This window comes from Salarchaeum japonicum, assembly GCF_020614395.1.
Lineage (GTDB): Archaea > Halobacteriota > Halobacteria > Halobacteriales > Halobacteriaceae > Salarchaeum > Salarchaeum japonicum.
In genome coordinates this window covers 1,208,550-1,229,590 of record NZ_CP085324.1, presented here as the reverse complement: position 1 = coordinate 1,229,590, position 21,041 = coordinate 1,208,550, and the positions used below count along the sequence as shown (strand labels likewise).

Sequence of the window (21,041 nt, the reverse complement as noted above, 5' to 3'; positions counted from 1 at the left end):
ACTCGATACGGACGAGATAGACCTGTGAGTACCTTCCTACTGACAACGGTGGTGGTTGGGTGAGCGCGTTCGACCGCCTCGTCACCGCCGTCACCGACCACAGCAAAGCAGCGATAGCTATCATGGTGCTGTTGACGGTCGTCGTCGGCGCTGGCGCGCCGATGGTCGAGCAGTCGTCGTCGCTCAGCCAGTTCCAGAGCGACACGACCGAATCCCAGAAGCTCGACTACATCCAGAACAACTTCCAGACCGGCGACCAGAACACGACCACAGTCCAGATTATCATGCGCGGGGACGACGTCCTCGCGAAAGACCAACTCGTCGAGAGCATCGACCTCCAGCAGACGCTCAGGGAGAACGAGACCATCGCTCCCTCGCTGGTGAACGAGTCGCCCACGTCGGGCGTGGCGAACGTCGTCGCGATAACGGCGATTCGCCAGGAAGAGGCGGCCGAACTCGAACAGCGCCGCCAGACCCTGAACGAGACGGCGGCGACGCTCCGCGGCGCGCTCACCGACCTCCGCCAGAACCCGAACGCGTCCATCGAGGCCGCGTTCTCCGACGTGCGCGCGAGCACGACCGTTGACCTGAACGACACGGACTACGCCACGTTCGAGACGGCGGCCCAGCAACTCCGGAACGCCTCCGGCGAGCAGGCCGTCCAGGAGGCGTACACGCTCGGCACGCAGGGCGTGCTCGCCGCCGACTACGCGGCACTCCAGGAGGACGCTGACGCCCTCCAGAACGCCGGGACGCCCACGCTCGCCGAGCAGAGAGACCAGCTAGAGTCGATGGAGGCGAGCGAGGTCGAATCCCTCGTCACCAGCGTGCTCCAGAACGGGAACGGCGGGAGCGGCGGCGGCGTGCTCGCGCTGATGCCGACCGGCTACGAGTCGGGGCCTGCCGAGGCGACGATGATCATCGTCACGCAGACCACCGACTCCGACACCGAGATGGGGTCGGCGAGCGACCGGCTCGTCGAGACGCAGACCGCGATGCAGGACATCGCGACCTCCCGGAGTAACGGGAACACCTACATGGTGTTCGGCGGCGGTATCATCGCGGACGAAATCACGCAGTCCATGACGGACAGCGTGCTCATCGTCGGCCCGCTCGCCCTCATCTTCGTCCTCATCACGCTCATCATCGCGTACCGAGACCTCCTCGACATCGCGCTCGGCCTCCTCGGCATCCTCGCGGTGCTCGTGTGGACGTTCGGCTTCATGGGCTGGGCGGACATCTCGTTCAACCAGATCTTCATCGCGGTGCCCGTCCTGCTCATCGGACTGAGTATCGACTACGCGATACACATCTTCATGCGGCACCGCGAGGAGCGCGAAGCCGTCGAAGAGGGCCCGCGCGGGTCGATGCGGGTCGCGCTCGCCGGCGTCGGCATCGCCCTCGTCTGGGTGACGGCGACGACGGTCATCGGGTTCCTCTCGAACCTCGTCAGCCCCCTCCCGCCGATCCAGGACTTCGGCATCGTCAGCTCCGTCGGCATCACCGCCGCGCTCCTCGTGTTCGGCGTGCTGATTCCCGCGCTGAAGGTCGAACTCGACGAGTTCCTCGAATCCCGCGGGTTCGACCGGAAGAAGCGCGCGTTCGGCACGGGCGGCGGCCGCCTCGGAAAAGCGCTCACCGTCGGCAGCACGGCGGCGAAGAAGTCGCCGTGGCTCGTCATCCTGTTCGCCGTCCTCCTCAGCGCCGGCGGCGCGTACGGCGCGACCCAGGTGGACACCTCGTTCAGCCAGACGGACTTCATCGCGGAGGACCCGCCGGCGTGGATGGAAGACCTCCCGGAGCCGTTCGCGCCCCACGACTACACGGCGAAGGAGAACCTCCAGTACGTCAACGACAACTTCCTCCGGCAGGACTCGCAAGCACAGATACTGATAGAAGGAGAGGTATCGAGCGATAACGCGCTCGAACGCCTCCACGACGCGCAGGAAGCCGCCGGCGAGAAGGGCGTGACCGTCACGCTCTCCGGCGGCGAGGCCGCCATCACCAGTCCGCTCACGGTGATGGAGGAAGTCGCGGCGCAGAACGAGACGTTCAACGAGACGTACACCGCCGCCGACACGGACGGGAACGGCGTTCCCGACGAGAACGTGAGCGGCGTGTACGACGCGCTGTTCGCCGTCGCGCCCGACCAGGCCGGCGGCGTCATCGCCCACGAGGGCGACGACTACGAGGCGCTCCGGATGGTCGTCTCCATCCAGGGCGGCGCGTCCGGGAACGATGTCACCGAACAGATGCGCGCCGTCGCGGCGGTCGCCGACGGCGGCGGCCTCACCGCCACCGCGACCGGCCAGAGCATCCTGTTCAAGATCATTCAAGACCAGCTCCTCGACACCGTCATCGAGAGCCTCATCGTGACCCTCATCGCCATCGTCGTCTTCCTGATGGCGGCCTACCGGCTCACCGAGGGGAGCGCGACGCTCGGCCTCGTCACCCTCCTCCCGGTCGTGTTCAGCGTCGCGTGGATTCTCGGGACGATGTACCTCGCGGGAATCCCGTTCAACGTCCTCACGGGGATGATCACGAGCCTCACGGTCGGACTCGGGGTGGCGTACAGCATCCACTTGAGCGAGCGGTACAACCAGGAACTCGAACGCCGCGGTGACGCGTTCGACGCCCTCGCCGTCGCGCTCAAGGGCACCGGCGGCGCGCTCCTCGGGAGCGCCGCCACCACGGTCGGCGGGTTCGGCGTGCTCGTGTTCGCCGTGCTCCCGCCGCTCCAGCAGTTCGGCATCATCACGGGCATGACCATCATCTACGCGTTCCTCGCGGCCGTGCTCGTGCTCCCGAGCCTCCTCGTCGTCTGGACGCGGTACACGAACCCGCTCGGCGGCGGCGAGTTCGACGACGGGAACGGCGGCTCCGGTTCCGGCTCCGACGGCACCGGAGCGGTCGACGTGGGCGAGGGCGCGACCGACGCGCCGACCCGCGAGGCGTCGCCGCGGTTCGTCCAGCCCGGCGGCGAGGCGACGGTCGTCGTCCACCTCCCCGAAGTCGCGGGGCGCGCGGTGCTCCGCGAGGACGCGCCCGTGGACTCACTCGACCACGTCGACCCCGACGCGCTCAGCACCACGGTCACCGACGGCACGCTGTACGCCGTCTGGGAGACCGAGGCGGCGACGCCGGCGCGCGTCGAGTACACCGTCTCGGTGCCCGGGGACGCCCAGGACAACGAGACCGTGCGCTTCGACGGCGAACTCCGCACCGCCCGCGGCGCGACGAGCGTCGAGGGCGACGGGTTCGTCACCGTCGTGAGCGACGTGTTCGAACGCATCGTCAGCGAGGGCGAGGTCAGCCGGCAGGATCTCGCGCTCGCCGCCCAGCAGCTCGAAGCGGGCGCGCTGTCGCCCGAGCAGTACGAACGCATCCACGAGCAGTGGCTGAATCAGGACGAATGAACGAATCGGACGCGGTCGACGCCCTCACCCGGCTCGGCCTCTCGACGTACGAAGCCCGCGTGTTCGTGGCGCTCCAGCGCCTCGGCACCGGCACGGCGAGCGACATCGCCGAGGTCGCGGACGTCCCGCGTTCGCAGGTGTACGGCGCGGCCGAAGACCTCGAACACGCCGGCCTGCTCGAAGTCCAGCAGACCACGCCGCGGCGGTACCGGCCGGTGTCGCTGGACGCGGCGCGCGACCACCTCCGGGAGCGCTTCGAGGCCGACCGCGACCGCGCGTTCGACTACATCGAGTCCGTTCAGAGCGAGCTCGCGGACACCGACGAGAGCCGGGAGGCCGTCTGGACCGTCACGGGGACGGACGCCGTCGCAGACCGCATCGTCGAAGCCGTCACGGACGCCGACGACCGCGTGCTGTTCGGCACGGCGCGCATGGCGTTCTTCCCCGACGTCGTCCAGGACGTCATCGCCGCCGCGGCCGATCGCGGCGTCGCCGTGCAGGTCGTGAGCGAGTCCGAGGACGTCATCGCCGCCGCGGCCGACCGCGGTGTCGCGACCAGTCACATCACGGAACCCGTGCATCCGGAACCGCCGACGAGCCGTATCGCGCTCGTGGACGGGAACGCCATCGTGCTCGGCGTGTACGACGGCTCGACGGAGACCGCGATGTGGAGCGCGAACTCGCGGTTCGCGTCCGTGCTCACGGAGTCCCTGGAGACCTGGTTCGCGAACGAACTCGACATCTAACTCCCGGAACTTATTCCTCGCCGCGCCATCGACACCCGGCTATGCCATCCCCCGCTATCGAAGCGACCGGCCTCACCAAGCGGTACGGCGACGAAACCGCCGTCGACGGCCTCGACCTCTCCATCCCCCAGGGCACCGTGTACGGCTTCCTCGGCCCGAACGGAGCCGGGAAGACGACGACGATGCGGATGCTGACGACGCTCACGAAACCGACGCACGGCACCGCGTCCGTCGCCGGCGCACCCATCGACGACCGGGACGCGCTCGTGGAGCGAATCGGCTACCTCCCCGAGGAACCGCCGCTGTTCGACGAACTCACCGGCCGCGAGCAACTGGAGTACATCGCGGGCCTCCGCGACCTCCCGCCCGCCGACGCCACCGAACGCATCGACAGCCTCCTCGACCGCTTCGGCCTCGCGGACGACGCCGACAAGCGCATTAGCGCGTACTCGAAGGGAATGAAGCAGAAGGCCGGCATCGTGCAGGCGCTCCTCCACGACCCCGAGGTCGTCTTCCTCGATGAACCCACGTCCGGTCTCGACCCGCGGGCCGCCCGCACCGTCCGCGACACCATCGCAGACCTCGCCGAGGACGAGACCACGGTGTTCCTCTCCAGTCACATCCTCTCCGTCGTGGACGAACTCGCGGACACCGTCGGCGTCCTGTTCAAGGGCGACCTGGTCGCGGAGGGCGGGACGGAAGCCCTCAAGAAGCGCGCCGAGACGGGCGAACAGCAGAGCCTCGAAGACGTCTTCCTCGAAGTCACCACGGAGGTGGACGGCACGTGAAGACCCCGAACGTCGGGCACGCCCTCCTGTTCGCGCGCGTCGAGACGAAACGCCGCATCCGCGTGCTCTTCCGGAGTCGCCTCCAGGGCGGCGCGCTCGCCGTCGCCGGCGTCTTCCTCGTCGTGTTCAGCGTCGCGGCCGCGTTCGGCGCGTTCAACGTCGGCGAATCCATCTCCGGCACCGTGGACGCCGAGATAGTCCGGTACGGACGGCTCGCGGCCGCCGCGCTCTTCCTCGCCGCCGCCGGCCTCACCGGCATCCGCATCGTCGGCGAGCAGGGAGAACTCGACCACGAAGCCGGGATGCTCACCACGATTCCCTACCGAGACGCCGTGCTCGGCCTCCTGCTCGCGGAACTCGTCGGCGTCGCCGCGTACGCCGCGCTCCCCGTCGTCTGCGTGTCCGTCGCGCTCGCCGCCGGCTCCGGGTCGCCCGCGCTCGGCGCGTCCGTCCTCGTCGCCGCGACGACCCTCGGCGTGCTCGGCACCGCCGCCGGGCACGCGCTCGGCTACGCGCTCCGGTACGGGTTCACCGCGAGCGAACGCCTCTCGAAGTACAAGACGCCGCTCGGCGTCGCGGTCTTCGTCGCCTACATCTACGTCGTCGGCGTCTCCCAGGACGCCTCGTTCTTCATGCCCATCCTCGACGCCGTCGGCGCGACCCCGCTCGGCTGGGTCGGCCTGCTCCCGTTCGCCGTCATCGACTCCGCCTCCCCGACGGACGCCGGCGTCGGCCTCGCCGTCGCGCTCGCCGCCATCCCCGTCCTGCTCGCCGCCGCCATCCGCGGCGCGGGAGCCGCCTGGTACGTGGACGAAGCCCACACCGAAGCCCGGGTCGAGCACGGCGAAACCTCCGTCTCCGCCGGCCCCCTGGAGCGCGTCGTCGGCCGGCCGTCCGCGTGGGTCGCCCGCACCGCGTGGACGCGCGCCCGCCGCGCCCCCATCAAACTCGTGTTCGTCATCTACCCCGCGTTCGTCCTGCTCACGCCCGTCACGCAGGCCGTGCAGACCGGTGAAGTCCCCGCGACCCTCCCCGCCATCTTCGCCGTCTACGGCGCGTGGGCCGCCGGCGCGGGGTTCGCGCTCAACCCCCTCGGCGACGAGGGCGCGATGCTCCCAGTCACCCTCACCAGCGGCGTGCCCGGCCGGTCGCTCGCGCGCGGCCTCGTCACCGCCGCGGCGCTCGGCGGCGCGCTCGTCGTCCTCCCGCTCGCCGTCGCCGCCGCCGTCCTCGTCCCCTTCGACCCCGTCCAGGTCGCCCTGCTCGTCGCGTCCACCGTCGCCCTGCTCGTCGGCGCGGGCATGCTCGCCACCGGCGTCGGCGCGCTGTTCCCGCGCTTCGAGGGCGTCCGCATCTCCCGGAGCCGCCGCGTCGTCGCGCCGAGCCTCATCGCGTTCGGGATTTACTCGCTCGTCCTGCTCGTCGTCGCCGCGCCCGGCCTCGCCACCCAGGTGCCCGCGGTCGCGGACGCGTTCGCCGACCGCCTCGGCCTCGCCGCGAGCCTCGTGCAGGCGCTCGGAACGCTCCTCACCGCCGTTCTCGTCGGTATCTGCGGCTACGCGAGCTACCGCGTCGCCGGCGCGAAAATAGACGACTACCGGCTCTAATCCTGCGGCGCGGCCCCTGCGGGTTCCGCGTCGGGGTCAACCGTCTCCGCCACCTGCGTGTACACCAGCACGAGTCCGACGAGCGCGAGCACGCCGCCGAACACGAACGGCGCGGCGTAGTCGATGCTGTAGAGCACGCCCGCCGCGAGCGGGCCGATTGCGGTGCCGAGGCCGAAGCTCATCGTGAGCACGCTCAGTTTCGTCCCGGAGTCGCCGTGGCGGGCGAGGTCGCCGGCGAGCGCGAACCCGGGCGCGAACACCATCGCGCCGGCGACGCCCTGCACGAACCGCGCGGTAATCATCTGGGCGGGCGTCGTGACGAACCCCTGGGCGAGCGTCGCGGGCGCGAGGATGGCGAGGCCGAGCAGGATGAAGGGGCGGCGGCCGTACCGGTCGCTCAGCCGTCCGACGGGCACCTGCACGAGCACTTGCGCGAGCACGAACGCCGCGAACTCCACGCCGAACAGGAAGCTCCCCTGGTCGAGGCGGGCGTTCACCTTCGTCTCGATGGCGGCGAGGAGCGCGATGCCGATGGCCATGAACAGCGAGGCGAGGCCGAGCGTGAACACGGGGTCGAGCACGCCGCGGTTCGCGGAGTTCAGGACCTCGATGGAGAGGTCTTCGCCCGCGCTCGCCTCCGTGTCCTCCGCGTCCTCCACGAGCAGGTACACGAGGAGGGTGGCGACGAACGCCGCGCCCGCGGCGAACGCGAACGCGGCGTTGTAGCCGTAGAGGTGGACGAACGTCCCGGCCGCGATGGGTCCCATCCCGAACCCGAGCAGGCGGAACGTGTTGAACACGCCCATGCTCTCTCCCCTGCTCGCGTCCGACGAGAGTTCGTTCACGAGCGCGATGGTCGCCGGGACGGTGAACGCGACGCCGAGGCCCTGCAGGGCGCGGATGCCGAACAGGCTGAAGTAACTGCCCGCGAGGACGTACGCGAGGTTCGTGACCGTGAGGATGGCGAGACCGGCGATGATGAAGCGCTTGCGCTTCCCGACGCGGTCGCTCCACCGGCCCGTAAAGGGCTGGGCGAAACTGTTGAGGAACCCGAACAGCGAGAGCACGATACCGGTCGCCAGGCCGAGCGAGAGCGTCGCGGACAGCCCGAACAGTTCGACGAACACGCCGGACTCGCCGCCCCCGACGAGGTGTTCGATGTAGAGCGGGAGGACGACGATGAGGAAGGAGTTCCCGATGGCATCGGCCATCCGCGCGAGCGCGAGGACGATGATGCGGCGGTCGGTGTCGAACACGCCCATCAGGCGACCCCTCCGTCGGCGTGCGACAGTAAGGACTCAGCAGGCGAAACTGACATGCTGACTGCTTGCTCAGTCGGTGGGAAGTAGGTGACGGCTTCGGTACCCTACTCCTCGACGCACTCCGCGCGGGCCGCCCGGCCCGCGCCGGCGTCCACGCTCCCGAGGGGAACGCCGTGCTTGCGCATCACCACGTGCGGGAGCCCTGCCGACCCCGAATCGAGCGTGACGCGGCGCACGCGCTCGTAGCCGTTCGCGTCGTAGAACCCGACGCTCGGGAGCGCCGCCCACAGGGAGAGCGCCGTACAGCCCGCGTCCGCCGCCTCGCTCTCCAGTCGTTCCAACAGGCGCGTCCCGACGCCCTCCCGCGCGTGCTCGGGGTGGACGGCGACGCCGCTCAACTCACAGCGCTCGGGCCGCACCCACCCCCAGCCGACCACCGCGCCGTCCCGCTCCGCGACGACGTGCACGCCGTCGTCGAACGACTGCGCGTCGGGGTCGCGTTCGCGCGTCCAGTGGTCGAGTTCGTCGCCCGTGTAGTGTGCGGGGCCGAACGCCCGCGCCGCCGCCGTGCGGAGGGCGGCGACCGCGGACGCGTCGGCCGATGTCGCGTACCGGAGTGTCGTCATACACGCATCGACTACCCCCACGTCCCTCCCCGTGTCGGTCGTGCAGACCGGGTCTGTCGTTCGCCGGGACGACGGGGTTTTTCACCGCGGAACCCCGAGCGGGCGGTATGAGCGACGACCCCGAATTCGAGGAAGTGCGCGCGCAGGCGGTGTCGGCACTCGACGCGGAGAACCTCGATTCACTCTACCTCGGCCTGCTCCACGCGGACGGCGCGCCCGAGTTCTACTTCGGAAGCACCGTCGAGGGACGCGAACTCCACGGCGCGGCCATCGACCAGCTCGGCATGCTGACGCGCGTGCTCGCCGACCGCTCCGACCTCACCACGGACGAACTCGCGGAACTCGCCGCCGAGCGCGCGGACGAACTCGCCGTCCAGTAACTAGTCGAGCGCCGCCCGCCACGACGCGGGGAGGTCGCGCGGCCGCCCCGCGTCGTCTATCGTGACCTGGGTCGATTCCGCGGTCGCGATTCGCTCCCCGTTCTGCGTGACCTCGTACGCGAGCGTGAAACTCGACGATCCCACGTCCTCCGTGCGGACGGACACGTCCACGCTCGACGGTTCCGTGACGGGGCGCTCGAAGTCGAACTCCAGGTGCGCGAGCACCACCCGCGAGTCGTCCAGACTGATTCCCACGTGGTCTTCGAGGTAGTAGCGGCGGCCCTCCTCGACGAGCGTGGCGAACGTCGCGTTGTTCGCGACGCCCACGGTGTCGAAGTCCTGGTAGCGCACGTCCACGGTGCGCGTGTACTCGAACATACCCCGGCGTCGGGCGGCGAGCGTGAAAAGCTAGTTCATCGCGAGCGCGGTCTCCTCGACGGCGTGCCCGAGCGCCTCCCGCACGCGCTCGATGGCCGCACTGTCGGCCTCGCACGTGTTCTCCATGAGGACGGTCTCGCTCGGGAACAGGCGTTCGCCGAGTTCGAGGCCGTGTTCGCGCGCCGTCGACCCCGTCACGGTGAGGTACGCGCCGACGCCCGCGTCCGCGATGGCGGCCTCCTCCTCGACGCCCGGTTCGGGGTAGACGAAGTCGAGTCCCTCGGCCGCGCGCGTGCCGAGCACGGCCTCCACGAGGCGCTCGTAGCGCGGACTGATGCAGAACGGCCCCTCGTAGTCCGCGACGAACTCGCGGTCGAGCGCGCCGGTCGGCCCGGCGTCCACGGCCTCGTGCGTCGCGAGGAGGGTGTGGTAGACCGTGTCGCCGAGGCCGGTGACGACGCGCACGTCCGTGTCGTGCGGGTCGATGCGGTCGTTCACGTCCGCGAGCGACGTGAGGGGGTCGGGTTCGAGCCCGACCACCTCTTCGAGGACGAGGTCGGCGCTGTCGAACCCGAGCGCGAACTCGTGCGTGCGGAGCGCGCGAAACGGCTCCTCCCGACCGACCAGGTGGACGTCCACGTCCCCGAGGTCGATGGTGACGCTGTCGAAGACGACCCGGCGCGGGAAGCCCGCGCGGTCGTCGCGGAGGAGCGTGAAGTCGGGCGCGCGGTCGTCGCCGGGCGACGAGTAGTCCGCGAGCCGGTCGTACACGCCCGCCTCCGCGTCCTGCTTGTCCTTCGTTATCGATTTCTCGTAGCGGAGGACGTTCGACACGTCGTCCGCGACCGCCGCGGCGTCCCCGGTCGCGTCGGGATGGCCCGCCAGCCGGTCGAGAACGGCTTCCAGCGGGCGGCCCTTCCGCGGCACGGCGACGTGGACGGTCTCACTCATCACCCGAAGGAAGCGGCCGCGTCGGTTTACTGATTGCGGTTCAGGCGCTTCGCCATCTCGACGTGCGGGATGCCCGCCTCGTCGAACACGTCGCTCGTCGTCTCGTACCCCAGGTGGAGGTAGAACGACTCCGCGTGCGTCTGCGCGTGCAGGACGAGGCGGTCGTACTCCTCGCGCGCCGCGTCCTCCAGTTCGTCCATGAGCGCGCGCCCGATACCCTCCTCGCGGCGTTCCTTCAGCGTCGCGACGCGCTCTACCTTCCCCGTGTCGTCGTCCTTCGGGCGGAGGCGCGCCGCCCCGACGGGCGTCTCCGTGTCGTCGTACGCGACGAAGTGCTGGGTGTTCGCGGCCTCGTCGTGGTCGTCCCACTCCAGGTCTTCGGGGACGCCCTGTTCCTCAACGAACACCTCGCGGCGAACGCTGAACGCGTCCGCGCGCGCCGCCTCCGAGGTGGCTTCGACGACTCTCACAGCTCTATCCGGTCGCCGATTTCGACCAGTTCGAGCCGGTTCGGCGCGTCGAAACTCCGGGCGTGCGGCCGCAACGCCTCGGGGTTCGCGGTGAGGCCCTTCCACATGTCCCAGTGCGTCGGCAGCAGTCGGTCGAGGTCGAGCAGGCGTGCGGCCTCCACGACCTCGGCCTCGTCGCTGTACCACTTCGTGTACTTGGGTTCCCGCGTCTCCTTGTCCGGAATCGTGCCGGGCGACCCGAACGCGAGCGCACCCAGGTCGATGTCGTACTCGTCGCCGACGCGCGCGAGACCGTCGTCGGGCTTGGTGTCGCCGCCGTGGAAGAACGTCCCCGTCTCGTGTTCGAACACGTACGAGACGGGGTCGGTGGCGTCGGGGTCGTGCGCGTACTCGACGTGCACCGTGAACTCCCCGAGGTCGAACGACTCGCCCTCCGCGACGGTCTGGAACTGGTCGGTTCCGAGGTCGTAGGCGGCCTGCCAGTTCTCCTCCTGCGTGACCGCGACGCTCGCCTGCGGCCCGTAGAACGTCGCCTCGCTGTTCGACAGAATCGGCCCCTGAGTCTCCCCGTGCACGTGGTCGGTGTGCTCGTGGGTCGCCAGCACCGCGTCCGCGTGCGCCACGTCCGCGGGGTCGAACGGAACGGGAATCATCCGCACCGTCCGCGGCGGGTCGCCCGTCCCGACGTAGGGGTCTACGTAGACGGTGGTTCCCTCGCGTCCCTTGAGCACGAAGCCGTTACAGCCGAGATACCAGACGGCGACGGTGTCCGGGTCGGCGGCCGCGACCGCCGTCGGCAGCCAGTCGCCCCAGTCGCTCTCCATACCCCGGCGGTGTCGCGGAACCGCCCTAAGCGTTCGGGAAACCCGGAGGAACTATCACACGACCGACCCCTTGAGCCGGACGATGAGCCTCATCGCCGAGTTCCGCCTCACCGGTCCAGACCTCGTCCTCCACCACGCCCGCAACGCCGTCCCCGAAATCGACGTGAACGTCCAGCACGAGGTCGCGACCGACCCCCAGCGCCCGCTCATCTTCTTCTGGGCGACCCCCGGGAACGACGCCGACGCCGGCGCGCTCGACGACTTCGACGACGCGCTCGCCGGCGACGACTCCGTGACGAACGCCGTCCTCCTCGACGACCTGGACGACCGCCGGCTCTACCGCGTCCAAATCAGCGCCGACCACGACACCGTGCTCTACCCGACGTACGTCGAACTCGGCGCGGCGCTCGTCGGCCTCTACAGCGCGCCCTCGGGCTGGCGGGTGGAGATGCGGTTCCCCGACCGGGACGCGCTCGCGGACTTCCGCGAGGTCTGCGGGAACGGCGGCGTCACGTTCTCCCTCCGACGGCTCTACGAGGGCGTGGACTCCGACGACGACCCCGAGGGTCTCACGGACGCCCAGCGCGAGGCCCTGTCCGTCGCGCTCTCGCTCGGCTACTTCGGCGTGCCGCGGGACGCGACGCTCGCGGACGTGGCTGACGAACTCGGCGTCTCGACGCAGGCGGCGTCAGAACGAGTGCGGCGCGCGATAGCGGCGCTCGCGGAGAGCGCGGTCTAGAGCTGTTCCGCGAGCCACTCCATGTTCATCACCGCGGCGGCGACGAGCACGCCGACGATGGACGTGAGCACGAGGAAGGCGGAGACGACGCTCACCATCGGCGTGAGCGAGGATTCGAGCGACGTCCACGCGAGCACGGGCACCGTCTTCACGTAGTAGCTCTTCAGGAACAGCGCCATGATGAACTCCTGGAGGCTGACGATGAACGCGATGACGGCGGAGATGACGACGCCGCTCCGGACGTTCGGCAGGACGACGTGGTAGAACACCCGGGACGGGCGCGCGCCCAGATCCATGCCGGCGTCGCGGAGGCTCCAGTCGAAGCGCGCGAACACGGACTGCATCACGAAGAACACGAGCGGCGTCGCCCACAGCGTGTGCGCGACGACGATGTTGAGGTAGGCGCTCGTGAACCCGATGCGGTTGACGTAGATGAGGAGCGTCAGCCCGATGACCACCGGCGGCAGGAGGAGCGGCAGGAGGATGACGGGCGGGAGGACGCGGGAGAGCGCGGAGTCGGAGCGCTGGACGGCGAGCGACCCGGTGACGCCGAGCACGGTCGCGAGCACGGACGCGCCGATGCCGATGGCGGCGCTGTCCACGACGGCGCTCAGCCACTCCTCGCTCGCGAAGAACTCGCCGTACCAGCGGAGGCTGTACTCGCTCGGCGGGAACGTGAGGTACTCGCCCTGCTGGAAGGACGTGACGAACACGACGAGGATGGGGAGCATGATGACCGCGAACAGCAGCCAGTAGCCCGCGCGGAACAGCGCGTCCTCGACGCGCTCCCGGCTCACTCTAGACATCCTGCACACCTCCGACGGAGCCGGTGAGGAGGCGCATCACGGCGAGCGAGACGACGAGCATGCTGGCGAGCATCAGGAGGCTGAACGCCGCGCCGGTCGGCCAGTCGAACGCCGTGAGCATCAGGCTCTCTATCTCCATCGCGAACGTCGTCTGCTCGCCGGAGCCGAGCTGGCTGGGCGCGGCGTACGCGCCGACGCTCCACGCGAACGACACGACGGTCGCGACGGCGATTCCGGGGAGCGCTTCGGGGACGACGACTTCGAGGAACGACCGCGGCCGGGACGCCCCGAGGTCGCGCGCCGCCTCGACGGTGTCCCAGTCCATCGTGGAGAGCACGCTGTAGATGGCGAGCACGGCGTACGGGAAGACGATGTACACCTGGCCGACGACGGTGCCGAACATCCCGGGCGCGAACTGTATCGGCGAACTCGTCAGTCCGACAGCCATCAGGAGGTCGTTCAGGACGCCGTTCGGCGCGAGGAGCGGCCGCCACGCGTACGTCTTCACGACGAGCGTCGTGAGGAGCGGGAGGATGATGGAGAACAACAGGAGGGACTTCCGGACGCCCGTCGCGCGGTAGGCGGCGTACGCGTAGAACAGCGCGAGCAGGACGGCGACGACGGTCGCGATGACGCCGAGTTTGAACGAGAAGAACACGAGGTCGTGGTAGAGCGTGGAGTCGAGCACCGACCGGTAGGCGTCGAGCGTGAATCCCGACTGGTAGGGGCCGGCCTGCGCGCTCTCGTTCAGGCTCATCCGCACGAGGATGAGGAAGGGAACGACGAAGAACACGAGTTCGAACGCGGCGAGCGGCGCGATGAGCATGACGCTCCCCGTGTTCTGACTCTTGATGCGGCGGCCGAGCCACGCGAACATCGACTCCGTCGCCACTACTCACCACCTCGGCCGACGCGCTCGCCGTCGCCCGCGAACGCGAGGAGGTCGCTCGGGTTCCACGACACCTCGACCGTGTCCCCGACCTCGAAGCCGGTGTCCGCGCCGACGCTCTGCTCGAAGAACAGGCTCTCGCCCGCGATGTCCACGTAGAACCGCACCGAGGAGCCGCGGTAGAGCACGTCCGTGATGTCGCCGGTGAGCGCGGTCGCGGGTTCGGACGCCACGGCCGCGCCGCCGTCCGCGGCGCTCGCGGGCGACACGTCCAGTTCCTCCGGGCGGAAGGAGATGGTGAGCGCGTCGCCCTCGGAGACGGCGGCGTCGCCCGTCCGAACGTCAATGTCGGCGTCGAACGCGGTGTCAGCGACCACGCCGTCGTCCGTGACGGACGCGACCGTCGCGTCCACGAGGTTCGTGTCCCCGAGGAACTCCTCGATGAACAGGCTCACGGGGTCGTCGTACACCTCGCGGGGCGCGCCGACCTGCTCGATTTCGCCGTCGTTCATGATGGCGATGCTGTCCGCGAGCGTGAACGCCTCGTTCTGGTCGTGCGTGACGTGGACGAACGTCGTCTCCACCGCGTCGTGGATGTTCCGGAGTTCGAGCTGCATCTGCTCGCGCAGCCGCTTGTCGAGGTTCGAGAGCGGTTCGTCGAGCAGGAGCACGTCGGGTTCGATGGCGAGCGAGCGCGCGAGCGCGACGCGCTGTTTCTGGCCGCCGGAGAGGTCGGTCGGGTCGTGGTCGGCGAACGACTCCATCTCCACGACGTCCAGCATCTCGCGGGCGCGCTCCTCGCGCTCCTCGCTCCCGACGCCGTCCATCTTCAGGCCGAACGCGACGTTTTCGAGGACGCTCTTGTGCGGGAACAGCGCCCACGACTGGAACACCATCGACGTGTTCCGCTCGTAGGGCGGCTGGTCGGTCACCGGCTCGCCGCCGATGTGCACGTCGCCGTCTGTCGGCGTTTCGAGGCCGCCGAGCATCCGGAGCGTCGTGGACTTCCCGCAGCCCGACGGGCCGAGCAGGCAGAGGAGTTCGCCGTCGTCCACGTCGAGGCTGAGGCCGTCCACGGCCGTGAGGTCGCCGTACTCCTTGCGGAGGTCGGAGAGGGTAACGGACGCCATTTAGTTCGTCTTCATCTCCTTGACCGTGTTCGAGAACTTGTCCGAGTAGTCGGCGAGTTCGCCCCAGCGCGGGAGCGCCATGTTCTGCGCTTCCTCCGCGGTGCTGGGGAGGTACTCGCCGAGGTCGCCCGCGTACGACATGCCCTCGGTCGTGAAGAACAGCGGGTGGTCTTCCGACCACTTGCTCTGCACTTCGGGGTCGAGGAGCATGTTGATGAACTCCTCGCCGAGCGTGCGCTTGTCCGTGCCGCGCACGACCGCCCAGTTGTCCATGTAGCCGGCGTTCGCGTCCGGCATCGAGAACGACACGTCCTCGTGGTTCTCCATGTCGTAGTAGACCTGGCCGAAGTACCACTGCGCGGCGTCGATGGTGCCGCCCTGGAACTGCCGCCAGATGTCCGTCCCGGAGTTCGCCCAGCCCGTGATGGGCCACTCCTCCAGAGTGTCGATGAGGGTTTCGTGGTGCTGCTCCTGGTAGAGTTCGTTCGCGGCGGGCGCGGCGTCCGTCCCGACGCCCGCGCCGAGCAGGGGATAAATCCAGAAGCCGCCGTCCACGCCGACGCCCGCGGAGTTCGTCACCGTCTCGCTCGTGAAGTCGCTCCACGTCTCCACCGGCTCGTCGAGGCTGTCCCGGTAGAGGATGGTGAGCGGCGCGCCGTCAGCGGGCGCGCCGTGCGAGATGGGGCGCACGTCCTTGTAGTGCTGCATGACGTTGTCGATGTTCGGGATGTTCTCCTCGTAGCGGAGCTCCTCGAACAGGCCGGCGTTCCGGCCGTTGTAGTAGATGGGTTCGCAGGTGACCGTCACGTCGAACGGCGGGTCGTCCGCGGGCGCGGCCTGAATCTTCGAGAGGAGGCTGTTCCAGCCCGTGTTCACTTCGAGTTCCGCGTCGAACCGCGACTCGAAGATGGGCTTGATGGCCTGCCGGAAGCGCTCGCCGTAGTTCCCGCTCCACGCCGTCACGCGGAGCGTGGTGGTGCTGTCGCCGCCGCCACCGAGCATTCCCGTGCAACCGGCGAGGCCGGTCGTCGCGGCCGCGCCGGCCGCGCCGAGGAACGCCCGGCGACTCGCAGAGCTGTGGTTCGTGTCCCGAGGCATCGCTTCTCGCTGTCTCTCGTCACTGCCAGACATACCCGGTGGCAAACGCCGGGCGACGGAAAAGAGTGGTGGCTTCGGAACCCCGTATGGGACGCGACACCAAGGATTTCGCGGGTCTCGGTGATTGCGGTTCGTCGCCCCAAACGCCGGGGTTAAACGGCGTGGGCGAATACGCGACTGTAATGAGCCAGCAGGAGCGGACCGAGGGCGACCTCCGGAACACCGGACTCTCCCTGAAGCACGACCGAACGTGGGACTACGAACTCGACCGCATCGTCGACGCCGTCGAGGAGCGCGGCGCGGAGAAAGTCGGCCTCCAGTTCCCCGAGGGACTGAAGCGCCGCGGCCCCGCCGTCACCGACGACCTCCGCGAGGCCCTGCCGGACGACGTGCGCGTGATGATGTCCGGGAAGCCGTGCTACGGCGCGTGCGACCTCGACACCTACCTCATGCGGCGCACCGACGTGTTCGTCCACTTCGGCCACAGCCCGATGAAGGAGTCCGAGAAAATCATCTACGTCCCGCTCTTCTCGAACGTGGACGTGACGCCCATCATGCAGGAAGCCCTCGACGAGCTCGACGGCGACGACGTGGGTCTCGTCACGACCGCCCAGCACATGAACAAGTTCGAGGAGATGCGGACGTGGCTCGAAGAGCGCGGGTACACCGTCCACACCCGTCGGGGCGACGACCGCCTCACCCACGAGGGCCAGGTGCTCGGCTGTAACTACGCGTCCGCGGACATCGACGCCGACCAGGTCTTGTACGTCGGCGGCGGGAAGTTCCACCCGCTCGGCCTCGCGATGGAACACCCCGAGAAGAACGTCGTCATCGCCGACCCCGTGAACAACTCCATCTCCATCGCCGACCAGGAGCAGTTCATGAAACAGCGGTACGCGAGCGTGCACAAGGCGATGGACGCCGAGAAGTGGGGCGTCATCTTCTGCACGAAGATCGGCCAGGGCCGCTGGGAACAGGCGAACGAAATCGTGGAGAACAACGACAACGCCTACCTCATCACGATGGACGAGGTCACGCCGGACAGGCTTCGGAACTTCGACATGGACGCGTTCGTGAACACGGGCTGTCCCCGCATCACGACCGACGACGGGCCGCGGTTCCACAAGCCGATGCTCACGCCCGGCGAGTACGAGATTGCGGTCGGGAACAAGCCGCTCGACGAACTGGAGTTCGACACCTTCCACGGCACCTGGTAGACTAGGCGTCGAGTTCTTCTACGAGCGCAGCTATCGTTTTCTCGACTATCGACTCCGTGAGCGTCCCCTGCCAGCGCGCGATGTCGCCCGCGGCGAGCGACTGCACGCCCCACGGGACGACGCGGCTCGGTTCGGGAGTGCCGCCGCGAACCCAACTCGACGCCGGTATCCCGATCAATCCGTCCAGCCACGAGCGAGTGGTCAGCGTGACGGCGATGTACTGTTCGCCGTGAAACGGCCGATCCGCGTGGTTGGAGAGAACGAGCCACGGTCGCCCTGACGCCCCTCGTTTGAACGGGTCGGCTCCGTACACCACTCGCCGCGGTCGTAGATTCTGTCGTCGGTCACGCGTTCTCGGTCGGGTGGGATTCGTCAGGCGCGTGTTCGCGCCACGCGTCCGAGTCTTCCTCGCCGAGCTGGTCGTCGAACAGCGCGGTGGCGTGTTCGTACCCGCTGTAGGATTCGAGTCGGTCTGGGTCGTCGATCACCGCCCAGTAGGTCGCCTTGTGTTCGACCAGCCCGCGCTCCTTCAGCCGTGAGAGCGCCGTGCTCACTGCGCCCGGGTCGAGGTCCGTGCGGGACGCGATTTCGCTCGCCTCGAACGCGCGGTCGGCGTGCGCGGCGAGGAATCCGAGGACGCGCTCGGGTGTCGAGAGGTCTGCGAGTTCGCCCTCGCTCGCGGCGTCGAACGTCTCGCGGTCGATGGACATACCCTCGAATAGGCCGACCAGCGATAAGAACGTTATCGGTGAAGTCGGTGTAACTACCGTTCCCACCCCCCGAGTAATTACTACTGGACATAGACAAAGGCTTTTGTATTCTCAGTATGTATGGGTGTGTATGAGCACGACGCAGTCCGGTGTCCGAAGCGCGGTCGCGAGCTGTCGCCCGACGAACGCCACCCCCGTCACCATCGACGCGGAATCGCTCGCCTCCCTCTCCACGTCCTACCTCCGCGACGTGAAGGACGAACTCCGCGCGGAAGACTACACCGCGGACGTCCTCGAACTCTCGGCGTGCTTCGACGAGGACTGCTCGTTCGCCACGCAGGACGAAATCGACCGCGTTCGCGACCACATCGACGCCGCCGCCTACCTCGGCGCGGACACCCTCACCGTCTCCTTCGACGGCGTCGCCGAGGCGTCGAAGGTCGAACCCGCGCTCGCCGCGTCCGCCGAACGCGCCCGCCGCGAGGGCGTCACCCTCGAACTCGACGGCCCGCTCTCCCTCTCGTAAACCGTTTCTTCCTCCCCCGCCTCCCTCGTCCTGTGAAACGCGCGCTCGAACAGCGACTCCAGGACGTCGAGGGGTTCCGGGAGCCGCGGGTGGAACTCGAACAGTACCCGACGCCCGCCGAGCTGGCGGCGCACGTCGTCCACCTCGCCGGCCTCCACGACGACCTCGACCGCACCGTCCTCGATTTAGGGACGGGAACGGGCATGTTCGCGCTCGGCGCGGCGCTCGCGGACGCCCCCCGCGTCGTCGGCCTCGACATCGACGCGGGCGCGCTCACCGTCGCCCGCGAGAACGAAGCACGACTCGCGCCCGCGACGCCCGTGGACTGGGTGCGCGGGGACGCGACCCGTCCGCCGCTCCAGAGTACGGAGGCGACCGTGCTGATGAACCCGCCGTTCGGCGCGCAGCGCGGGAACGAACACGCCGACCGCCGATTCCTCGACGCCGCGAGCCGGCTCTCCAGGGTCTCCTACTCCGTGCACAACGCCGGGAGCAAGTCGTTCGTCGAGTCGTTCGCCGGCGACGCGGGCGGCGAAGTCACGCACGCCTTCCGCGCGGAGTTCGCCCTCTCCCGCCAGTTCGCGTTTCACGACGCGGACTCGAAAACGCTCGACGCCGAAGTCTACCGGATTTCCTGGGAATAGCTGTACGTCTCCTCGCTCGCGACCGTCACGCGCGTGCCGTCGTAGACCGCGACGAGTTCGTCGTTCCGGTGGACGAACCGGATGCCCTCGACGGTCGTCGCGTTCCCCGCCGCGGGAACCGGTGCGGCGTCGAGAACCGCGCCGTCGCGGGTGAGCGCGAGGTAGAACGCGCCCTCCCGGGTGACGATGCTGACGTTCCGCCCGGCGAGCGTCAGGTCGGCGGTCGCGGGGTCGGAGCCGTAGACGTACCGCCGGTCGCCACCGTCGGGCGTGAGGGAGACGACGTAGGCCGCGCCACCGCCCGCCGCGACCCAGCCCCGGCGCTCCGCCCGCACCTCGGACTCCCACCCGAGACCGCCGACGCGAACCGTGCTCGTCCCCGTGAACGCGAGGCGGCCCGCGGAGACGGCTTCCGTCCACAGCGCGCGCTCGGAACTGTAGACGATGACGCCGCTCGCGTTCACGCTCGTGGACTCCCCGAACAGCGACACGTCGATGCCGCTCACGCGCTGGTTCGGGACGTTCTCCGCGTACGCGACCTGGTAGTCCCCGACCTCCACGGCGTCGGCGGGCAGGCCGCTCCCGTCGGTCGTCGTGTAGTTGATCGGCGCGGCGACGCCCGCCATCACGGCGAGCGGGACGAGGACGAGGAGAACGCCGGCCTGCCGCCGCGAGATGTCGGTTCCCCAGCCGAGCGGGTCGCGCGACCGGCCGGCGCGGACGGCGGCGGCGACGACCCAGCCGACGGCGAGCACGAACAGCACGCCGACGGCGCGGTAGAGGACGTAGGTCGCGGGGCCGCGGTACCACCACCACGCCCACAGCGAGAGCGACGCCGCGAACAGGACGGTGCCGGCGAACAGGCGGAGGGCGGACGGCCCGCGGTCGCGTTTGGCGAGCACGACCACCCCGAGGAGGACGCCGAGCGTCAGCCCGAGGAAGTGGCCCTGGACGGCGACGCCCGCCCACCACGGCCCGCCGTAGGAGGAGCCGGCGGACGCGACGACGACGGGGTCGGTGAGCGCGCTGTAGAGCGTGGAGACGGCGCTCCGAACGGTGAGCGCGACGACGACGGCGAGCGGGTAGCGCACGAGCGCGAACGCCGCGAACGCGAACACGACGCCCGAGAACCCGATGACCGGCCCCCACGCGAACACGCTCGTCGCGAGGCCGACGAGGAGGACGCCGAGCGGGAACAGGACGAACGCGCGCACGTAGGGGTTCGCGCGGAGCGACGAGAAACTGCCGTCGCCGCGCTCGGTGGGGAAGTGGCTGAACGCGTACTCCGCGAGCGGCGCGAGCACGACCGTTCCCACGAGGTTGCCGTAGAGGTGGCCGTAGCCCGAGTGCGCGAACGGCGCGGTGAGCACGCCCAGCGGGTACGTGTACGACCACGACGTGAATGGAAGCGTGAGTGGGGAGTAGAGGCCGTCCGCGCCGCCCTGCACGAACAGGTAGAACGCGAGCACGCCGAGAATCGACACGAGCGACCCCCAAGGCACCCCGAACAGGAGCCGGGAACGGAGGCGGCGGAACCACCGGCCGCGGGGTCGGTCGAGCGCGCGCACCACGCCGAACGACGCGACGAGCGCGAGCGCGAGGGCGGCGGCGAGCGCCGGGGCGACGGGGACGACGCCCAGCGCGGCCGCGACGCCGACGCCGAGGACGCCGACGAGCAGCGCGACCACCAGCAGGCCGTCGGAGAGACGGACGCCCGCGACCCGGGAGAGAACGCCCGCGGCGGCCGCGCCGAGCAGGCAGGAGAGCGCGAGGACGACGGGAAGCGACACCATACCCGAGTCAAGTCACGCCCCACCAATAAAACGCGCCGCCC

The 21,041-nt window shown here is 69.4% G+C and carries 22 protein-coding genes; 9 read left to right on the top strand and 13 right to left on the bottom strand.

Annotation, left to right across the window (positions count from 1 at the left end):
* The first annotated feature begins 59 nt into the window (after nt 1-59).
* Genes LI334_RS07025 through LI334_RS07010 form a run of 4 tightly spaced genes read left to right on the top strand, consistent with a single transcriptional unit; the run spans nt 60 to nt 6,557 of the window.
* On the top strand, nt 60-3,416 hold the full coding sequence (locus LI334_RS07025) for an MMPL family transporter (RefSeq protein WP_227259683.1): 3,357 nt from the start codon (nt 60-62) through the stop codon (nt 3,414-3,416).
* Nucleotides 3,413-4,162, top strand: a complete 750-nt coding sequence (locus LI334_RS07020) for a TrmB family transcriptional regulator (RefSeq protein WP_227259682.1) — start codon at nt 3,413-3,415, stop codon at nt 4,160-4,162. Before LI334_RS07025 ends, LI334_RS07020 begins: the two co-directional genes overlap by 4 nt.
* 41 nt (nt 4,163-4,203) lie before the next feature.
* The gene (locus tag LI334_RS07015; RefSeq protein WP_227259681.1) at nt 4,204-4,950 is read left to right on the top strand and encodes an ABC transporter ATP-binding protein; all 747 of its coding nucleotides are present in this window, start codon (nt 4,204-4,206) and stop codon (nt 4,948-4,950) included.
* On the top strand, nt 4,947-6,557 hold the full coding sequence (locus LI334_RS07010; RefSeq protein WP_227259680.1) for a hypothetical protein: 1,611 nt from the start codon (nt 4,947-4,949) through the stop codon (nt 6,555-6,557). The genes LI334_RS07015 and LI334_RS07010 overlap by 4 nt, the downstream gene beginning before the upstream one ends.
* Here the strand turns inward: LI334_RS07010 and LI334_RS07005 are convergent.
* Nucleotides 6,554-7,819 carry an MFS transporter gene (locus LI334_RS07005; protein WP_227259679.1) on the bottom strand — a complete coding sequence of 422 codons (1,266 nt, stop codon included), beginning with the start codon at nt 7,817-7,819 and terminating at the stop codon, nt 6,554-6,556. The genes LI334_RS07010 and LI334_RS07005 overlap by 4 nt on opposite strands.
* Before the next feature lie 104 nt (nt 7,820-7,923).
* Nucleotides 7,924-8,445, bottom strand: a complete 522-nt coding sequence (locus LI334_RS07000) for a GNAT family N-acetyltransferase (RefSeq protein ID WP_227259678.1) — start codon at nt 8,443-8,445, stop codon at nt 7,924-7,926.
* Between the two features lie 107 nt (nt 8,446-8,552).
* Between LI334_RS07000 and LI334_RS06995 the strand changes: the two genes are divergently transcribed.
* Entirely contained in the window at nt 8,553-8,825 is a 273-nt protein-coding gene (locus tag LI334_RS06995) for a hypothetical protein (protein ID WP_227259677.1), read from the top strand.
* On the opposite strand, the gene LI334_RS06990 is transcribed toward LI334_RS06995, so the two are convergent.
* The 4 genes from LI334_RS06990 to LI334_RS06975 are packed head-to-tail and all read right to left on the bottom strand — an operon-like array spanning nt 8,826 to nt 11,448.
* Complete coding sequence (locus LI334_RS06990; RefSeq protein WP_227259676.1) at nt 8,826-9,203, bottom strand: acyl-CoA thioesterase; 378 nt, start codon at nt 9,201-9,203, stop codon at nt 8,826-8,828. It lies immediately after the preceding gene.
* 30 nt (nt 9,204-9,233) lie between these two features.
* Nucleotides 9,234-10,154: a hypothetical protein gene (locus LI334_RS06985; RefSeq protein WP_227259675.1), complete on the bottom strand. Its 921-nt coding sequence runs from the start codon at nt 10,152-10,154 to the stop codon at nt 9,234-9,236.
* Nucleotides 10,155-10,180: 26 nt separating this feature from the next.
* Nucleotides 10,181-10,624 (bottom strand): GNAT family N-acetyltransferase, encoded by a 444-nt coding sequence (locus LI334_RS06980; protein WP_227259674.1) that lies wholly within the window; start codon nt 10,622-10,624, stop codon nt 10,181-10,183.
* The gene (locus LI334_RS06975) at nt 10,621-11,448 is read right to left on the bottom strand and encodes an MBL fold metallo-hydrolase (protein WP_227259673.1); all 828 of its coding nucleotides are present in this window, start codon (nt 11,446-11,448) and stop codon (nt 10,621-10,623) included. The genes LI334_RS06980 and LI334_RS06975 overlap by 4 nt, the downstream gene beginning before the upstream one ends.
* 82 nt (nt 11,449-11,530) lie before the next feature.
* On the opposite strand from LI334_RS06975, the gene LI334_RS06970 reads away from it, so the two are divergent.
* The gene (locus LI334_RS06970; protein ID WP_227259672.1) at nt 11,531-12,187 is read left to right on the top strand and encodes a helix-turn-helix domain-containing protein; all 657 of its coding nucleotides are present in this window, start codon (nt 11,531-11,533) and stop codon (nt 12,185-12,187) included.
* On the opposite strand, the gene LI334_RS06965 is transcribed toward LI334_RS06970, so the two are convergent.
* From LI334_RS06965 to LI334_RS06950, 4 genes are read right to left on the bottom strand one after another with little or no spacing between them, the layout of a single operon-like run.
* Nucleotides 12,184-12,993: an ABC transporter permease gene (locus tag LI334_RS06965; RefSeq protein WP_227259671.1), complete on the bottom strand. Its 810-nt coding sequence runs from the start codon at nt 12,991-12,993 to the stop codon at nt 12,184-12,186. The genes LI334_RS06970 and LI334_RS06965 overlap by 4 nt on opposite strands.
* Entirely contained in the window at nt 12,986-13,870 is an 885-nt protein-coding gene (locus LI334_RS06960) for an ABC transporter permease (protein ID WP_343750124.1), read from the bottom strand. Before LI334_RS06960 ends, LI334_RS06965 begins: the two co-directional genes overlap by 8 nt.
* Nucleotides 13,871-13,884: 14 nt before the next feature.
* Complete coding sequence (locus LI334_RS06955; RefSeq protein WP_227259669.1) at nt 13,885-15,012, bottom strand: ABC transporter ATP-binding protein; 1,128 nt, start codon at nt 15,010-15,012, stop codon at nt 13,885-13,887.
* Nucleotides 15,013-16,143 carry an ABC transporter substrate-binding protein gene (locus tag LI334_RS06950; RefSeq protein WP_227259668.1) on the bottom strand — a complete coding sequence of 377 codons (1,131 nt, stop codon included), beginning with the start codon at nt 16,141-16,143 and terminating at the stop codon, nt 15,013-15,015.
* A 149-nt stretch (nt 16,144-16,292) separates the two neighbouring features.
* Between LI334_RS06950 and dph2 the strand changes: the two genes are divergently transcribed.
* Entirely contained in the window at nt 16,293-17,327 is a 1,035-nt protein-coding gene (gene dph2 / locus LI334_RS06945; protein WP_227259667.1) for a diphthamide biosynthesis enzyme Dph2, read from the top strand.
* Between the two features lies 1 nt (nt 17,328).
* Here dph2 and LI334_RS06940 read toward each other — a convergent pair whose 3' ends face one another.
* Nucleotides 17,329-17,640, bottom strand: coding sequence for a type II toxin-antitoxin system PemK/MazF family toxin (locus LI334_RS06940; protein ID WP_227259666.1), 312 nt, complete (start codon nt 17,638-17,640; stop codon nt 17,329-17,331).
* A gap of 31 nt (nt 17,641-17,671) precedes the next feature.
* Nucleotides 17,672-18,037 carry a MarR family transcriptional regulator gene (locus LI334_RS06935; RefSeq protein WP_227259665.1) on the bottom strand — a complete coding sequence of 122 codons (366 nt, stop codon included), beginning with the start codon at nt 18,035-18,037 and terminating at the stop codon, nt 17,672-17,674.
* 130 nt (nt 18,038-18,167) lie between these two features.
* Here LI334_RS06935 and LI334_RS06930 point away from each other — a divergent pair, with 130 nt between their 5' ends.
* Nucleotides 18,168-18,563: a hypothetical protein gene (locus tag LI334_RS06930; RefSeq protein ID WP_227259664.1), complete on the top strand. Its 396-nt coding sequence runs from the start codon at nt 18,168-18,170 to the stop codon at nt 18,561-18,563.
* Nucleotides 18,564-18,595: 32 nt separating this feature from the next.
* Nucleotides 18,596-19,207 (top strand): METTL5 family protein, encoded by a 612-nt coding sequence (locus LI334_RS06925; RefSeq protein WP_227259663.1) that lies wholly within the window; start codon nt 18,596-18,598, stop codon nt 19,205-19,207.
* Here LI334_RS06925 and LI334_RS06920 read toward each other — a convergent pair.
* On the bottom strand, nt 19,186-21,000 hold the full coding sequence (locus LI334_RS06920; RefSeq protein WP_227259662.1) for a rhomboid family intramembrane serine protease: 1,815 nt from the start codon (nt 20,998-21,000) through the stop codon (nt 19,186-19,188). The two genes, LI334_RS06925 and LI334_RS06920, sit on opposite strands and share 22 nt — an antisense overlap.
* Nucleotides 21,001-21,041 lie beyond the last annotated feature (41 nt).

Bases quoted from the DNA above. Each gene is read 5' to 3' on its own strand.
- LI334_RS06970 (WP_227259672.1), top strand. From the start codon at position 11,531: ATGAGCCTCATCGCCGAGTTCCGCCTCACCGGTCCAGACCTCGTCCTC.
- LI334_RS06935 (WP_227259665.1), bottom strand. From the start codon at position 18,037: ATGTCCATCGACCGCGAGACGTTCGACGCCGCGAGCGAGGGCGAACTC.
- LI334_RS07015 (WP_227259681.1), top strand. From the start codon at position 4,204: ATGCCATCCCCCGCTATCGAAGCGACCGGCCTCACCAAGCGGTACGGC.
- LI334_RS06920 (WP_227259662.1), bottom strand. From the start codon at position 21,000: ATGGTGTCGCTTCCCGTCGTCCTCGCGCTCTCCTGCCTGCTCGGCGCG.
- LI334_RS06985 (WP_227259675.1), bottom strand. From the start codon at position 10,154: ATGAGTGAGACCGTCCACGTCGCCGTGCCGCGGAAGGGCCGCCCGCTG.
- dph2 (WP_227259667.1), top strand. From the start codon at position 16,293: ATGAGCCAGCAGGAGCGGACCGAGGGCGACCTCCGGAACACCGGACTC.
- LI334_RS06955 (WP_227259669.1), bottom strand. From the start codon at position 15,012: ATGGCGTCCGTTACCCTCTCCGACCTCCGCAAGGAGTACGGCGACCTC.
- LI334_RS07005 (WP_227259679.1), bottom strand. From the start codon at position 7,819: ATGGGCGTGTTCGACACCGACCGCCGCATCATCGTCCTCGCGCTCGCG.
- LI334_RS06965 (WP_227259671.1), bottom strand. From the start codon at position 12,993: ATGTCTAGAGTGAGCCGGGAGCGCGTCGAGGACGCGCTGTTCCGCGCG.
- LI334_RS06990 (WP_227259676.1), bottom strand. From the start codon at position 9,203: ATGTTCGAGTACACGCGCACCGTGGACGTGCGCTACCAGGACTTCGAC.
- LI334_RS06995 (WP_227259677.1), top strand. From the start codon at position 8,553: ATGAGCGACGACCCCGAATTCGAGGAAGTGCGCGCGCAGGCGGTGTCG.
- LI334_RS06950 (WP_227259668.1), bottom strand. From the start codon at position 16,143: ATGTCTGGCAGTGACGAGAGACAGCGAGAAGCGATGCCTCGGGACACG.
- LI334_RS07020 (WP_227259682.1), top strand. From the start codon at position 3,413: ATGAACGAATCGGACGCGGTCGACGCCCTCACCCGGCTCGGCCTCTCG.
- LI334_RS06960 (WP_343750124.1), bottom strand. From the start codon at position 13,870: ATGTTCGCGTGGCTCGGCCGCCGCATCAAGAGTCAGAACACGGGGAGC.
- LI334_RS07000 (WP_227259678.1), bottom strand. From the start codon at position 8,445: ATGACGACACTCCGGTACGCGACATCGGCCGACGCGTCCGCGGTCGCC.
- LI334_RS06930 (WP_227259664.1), top strand. From the start codon at position 18,168: ATGAGCACGACGCAGTCCGGTGTCCGAAGCGCGGTCGCGAGCTGTCGC.
- LI334_RS06975 (WP_227259673.1), bottom strand. From the start codon at position 11,448: ATGGAGAGCGACTGGGGCGACTGGCTGCCGACGGCGGTCGCGGCCGCC.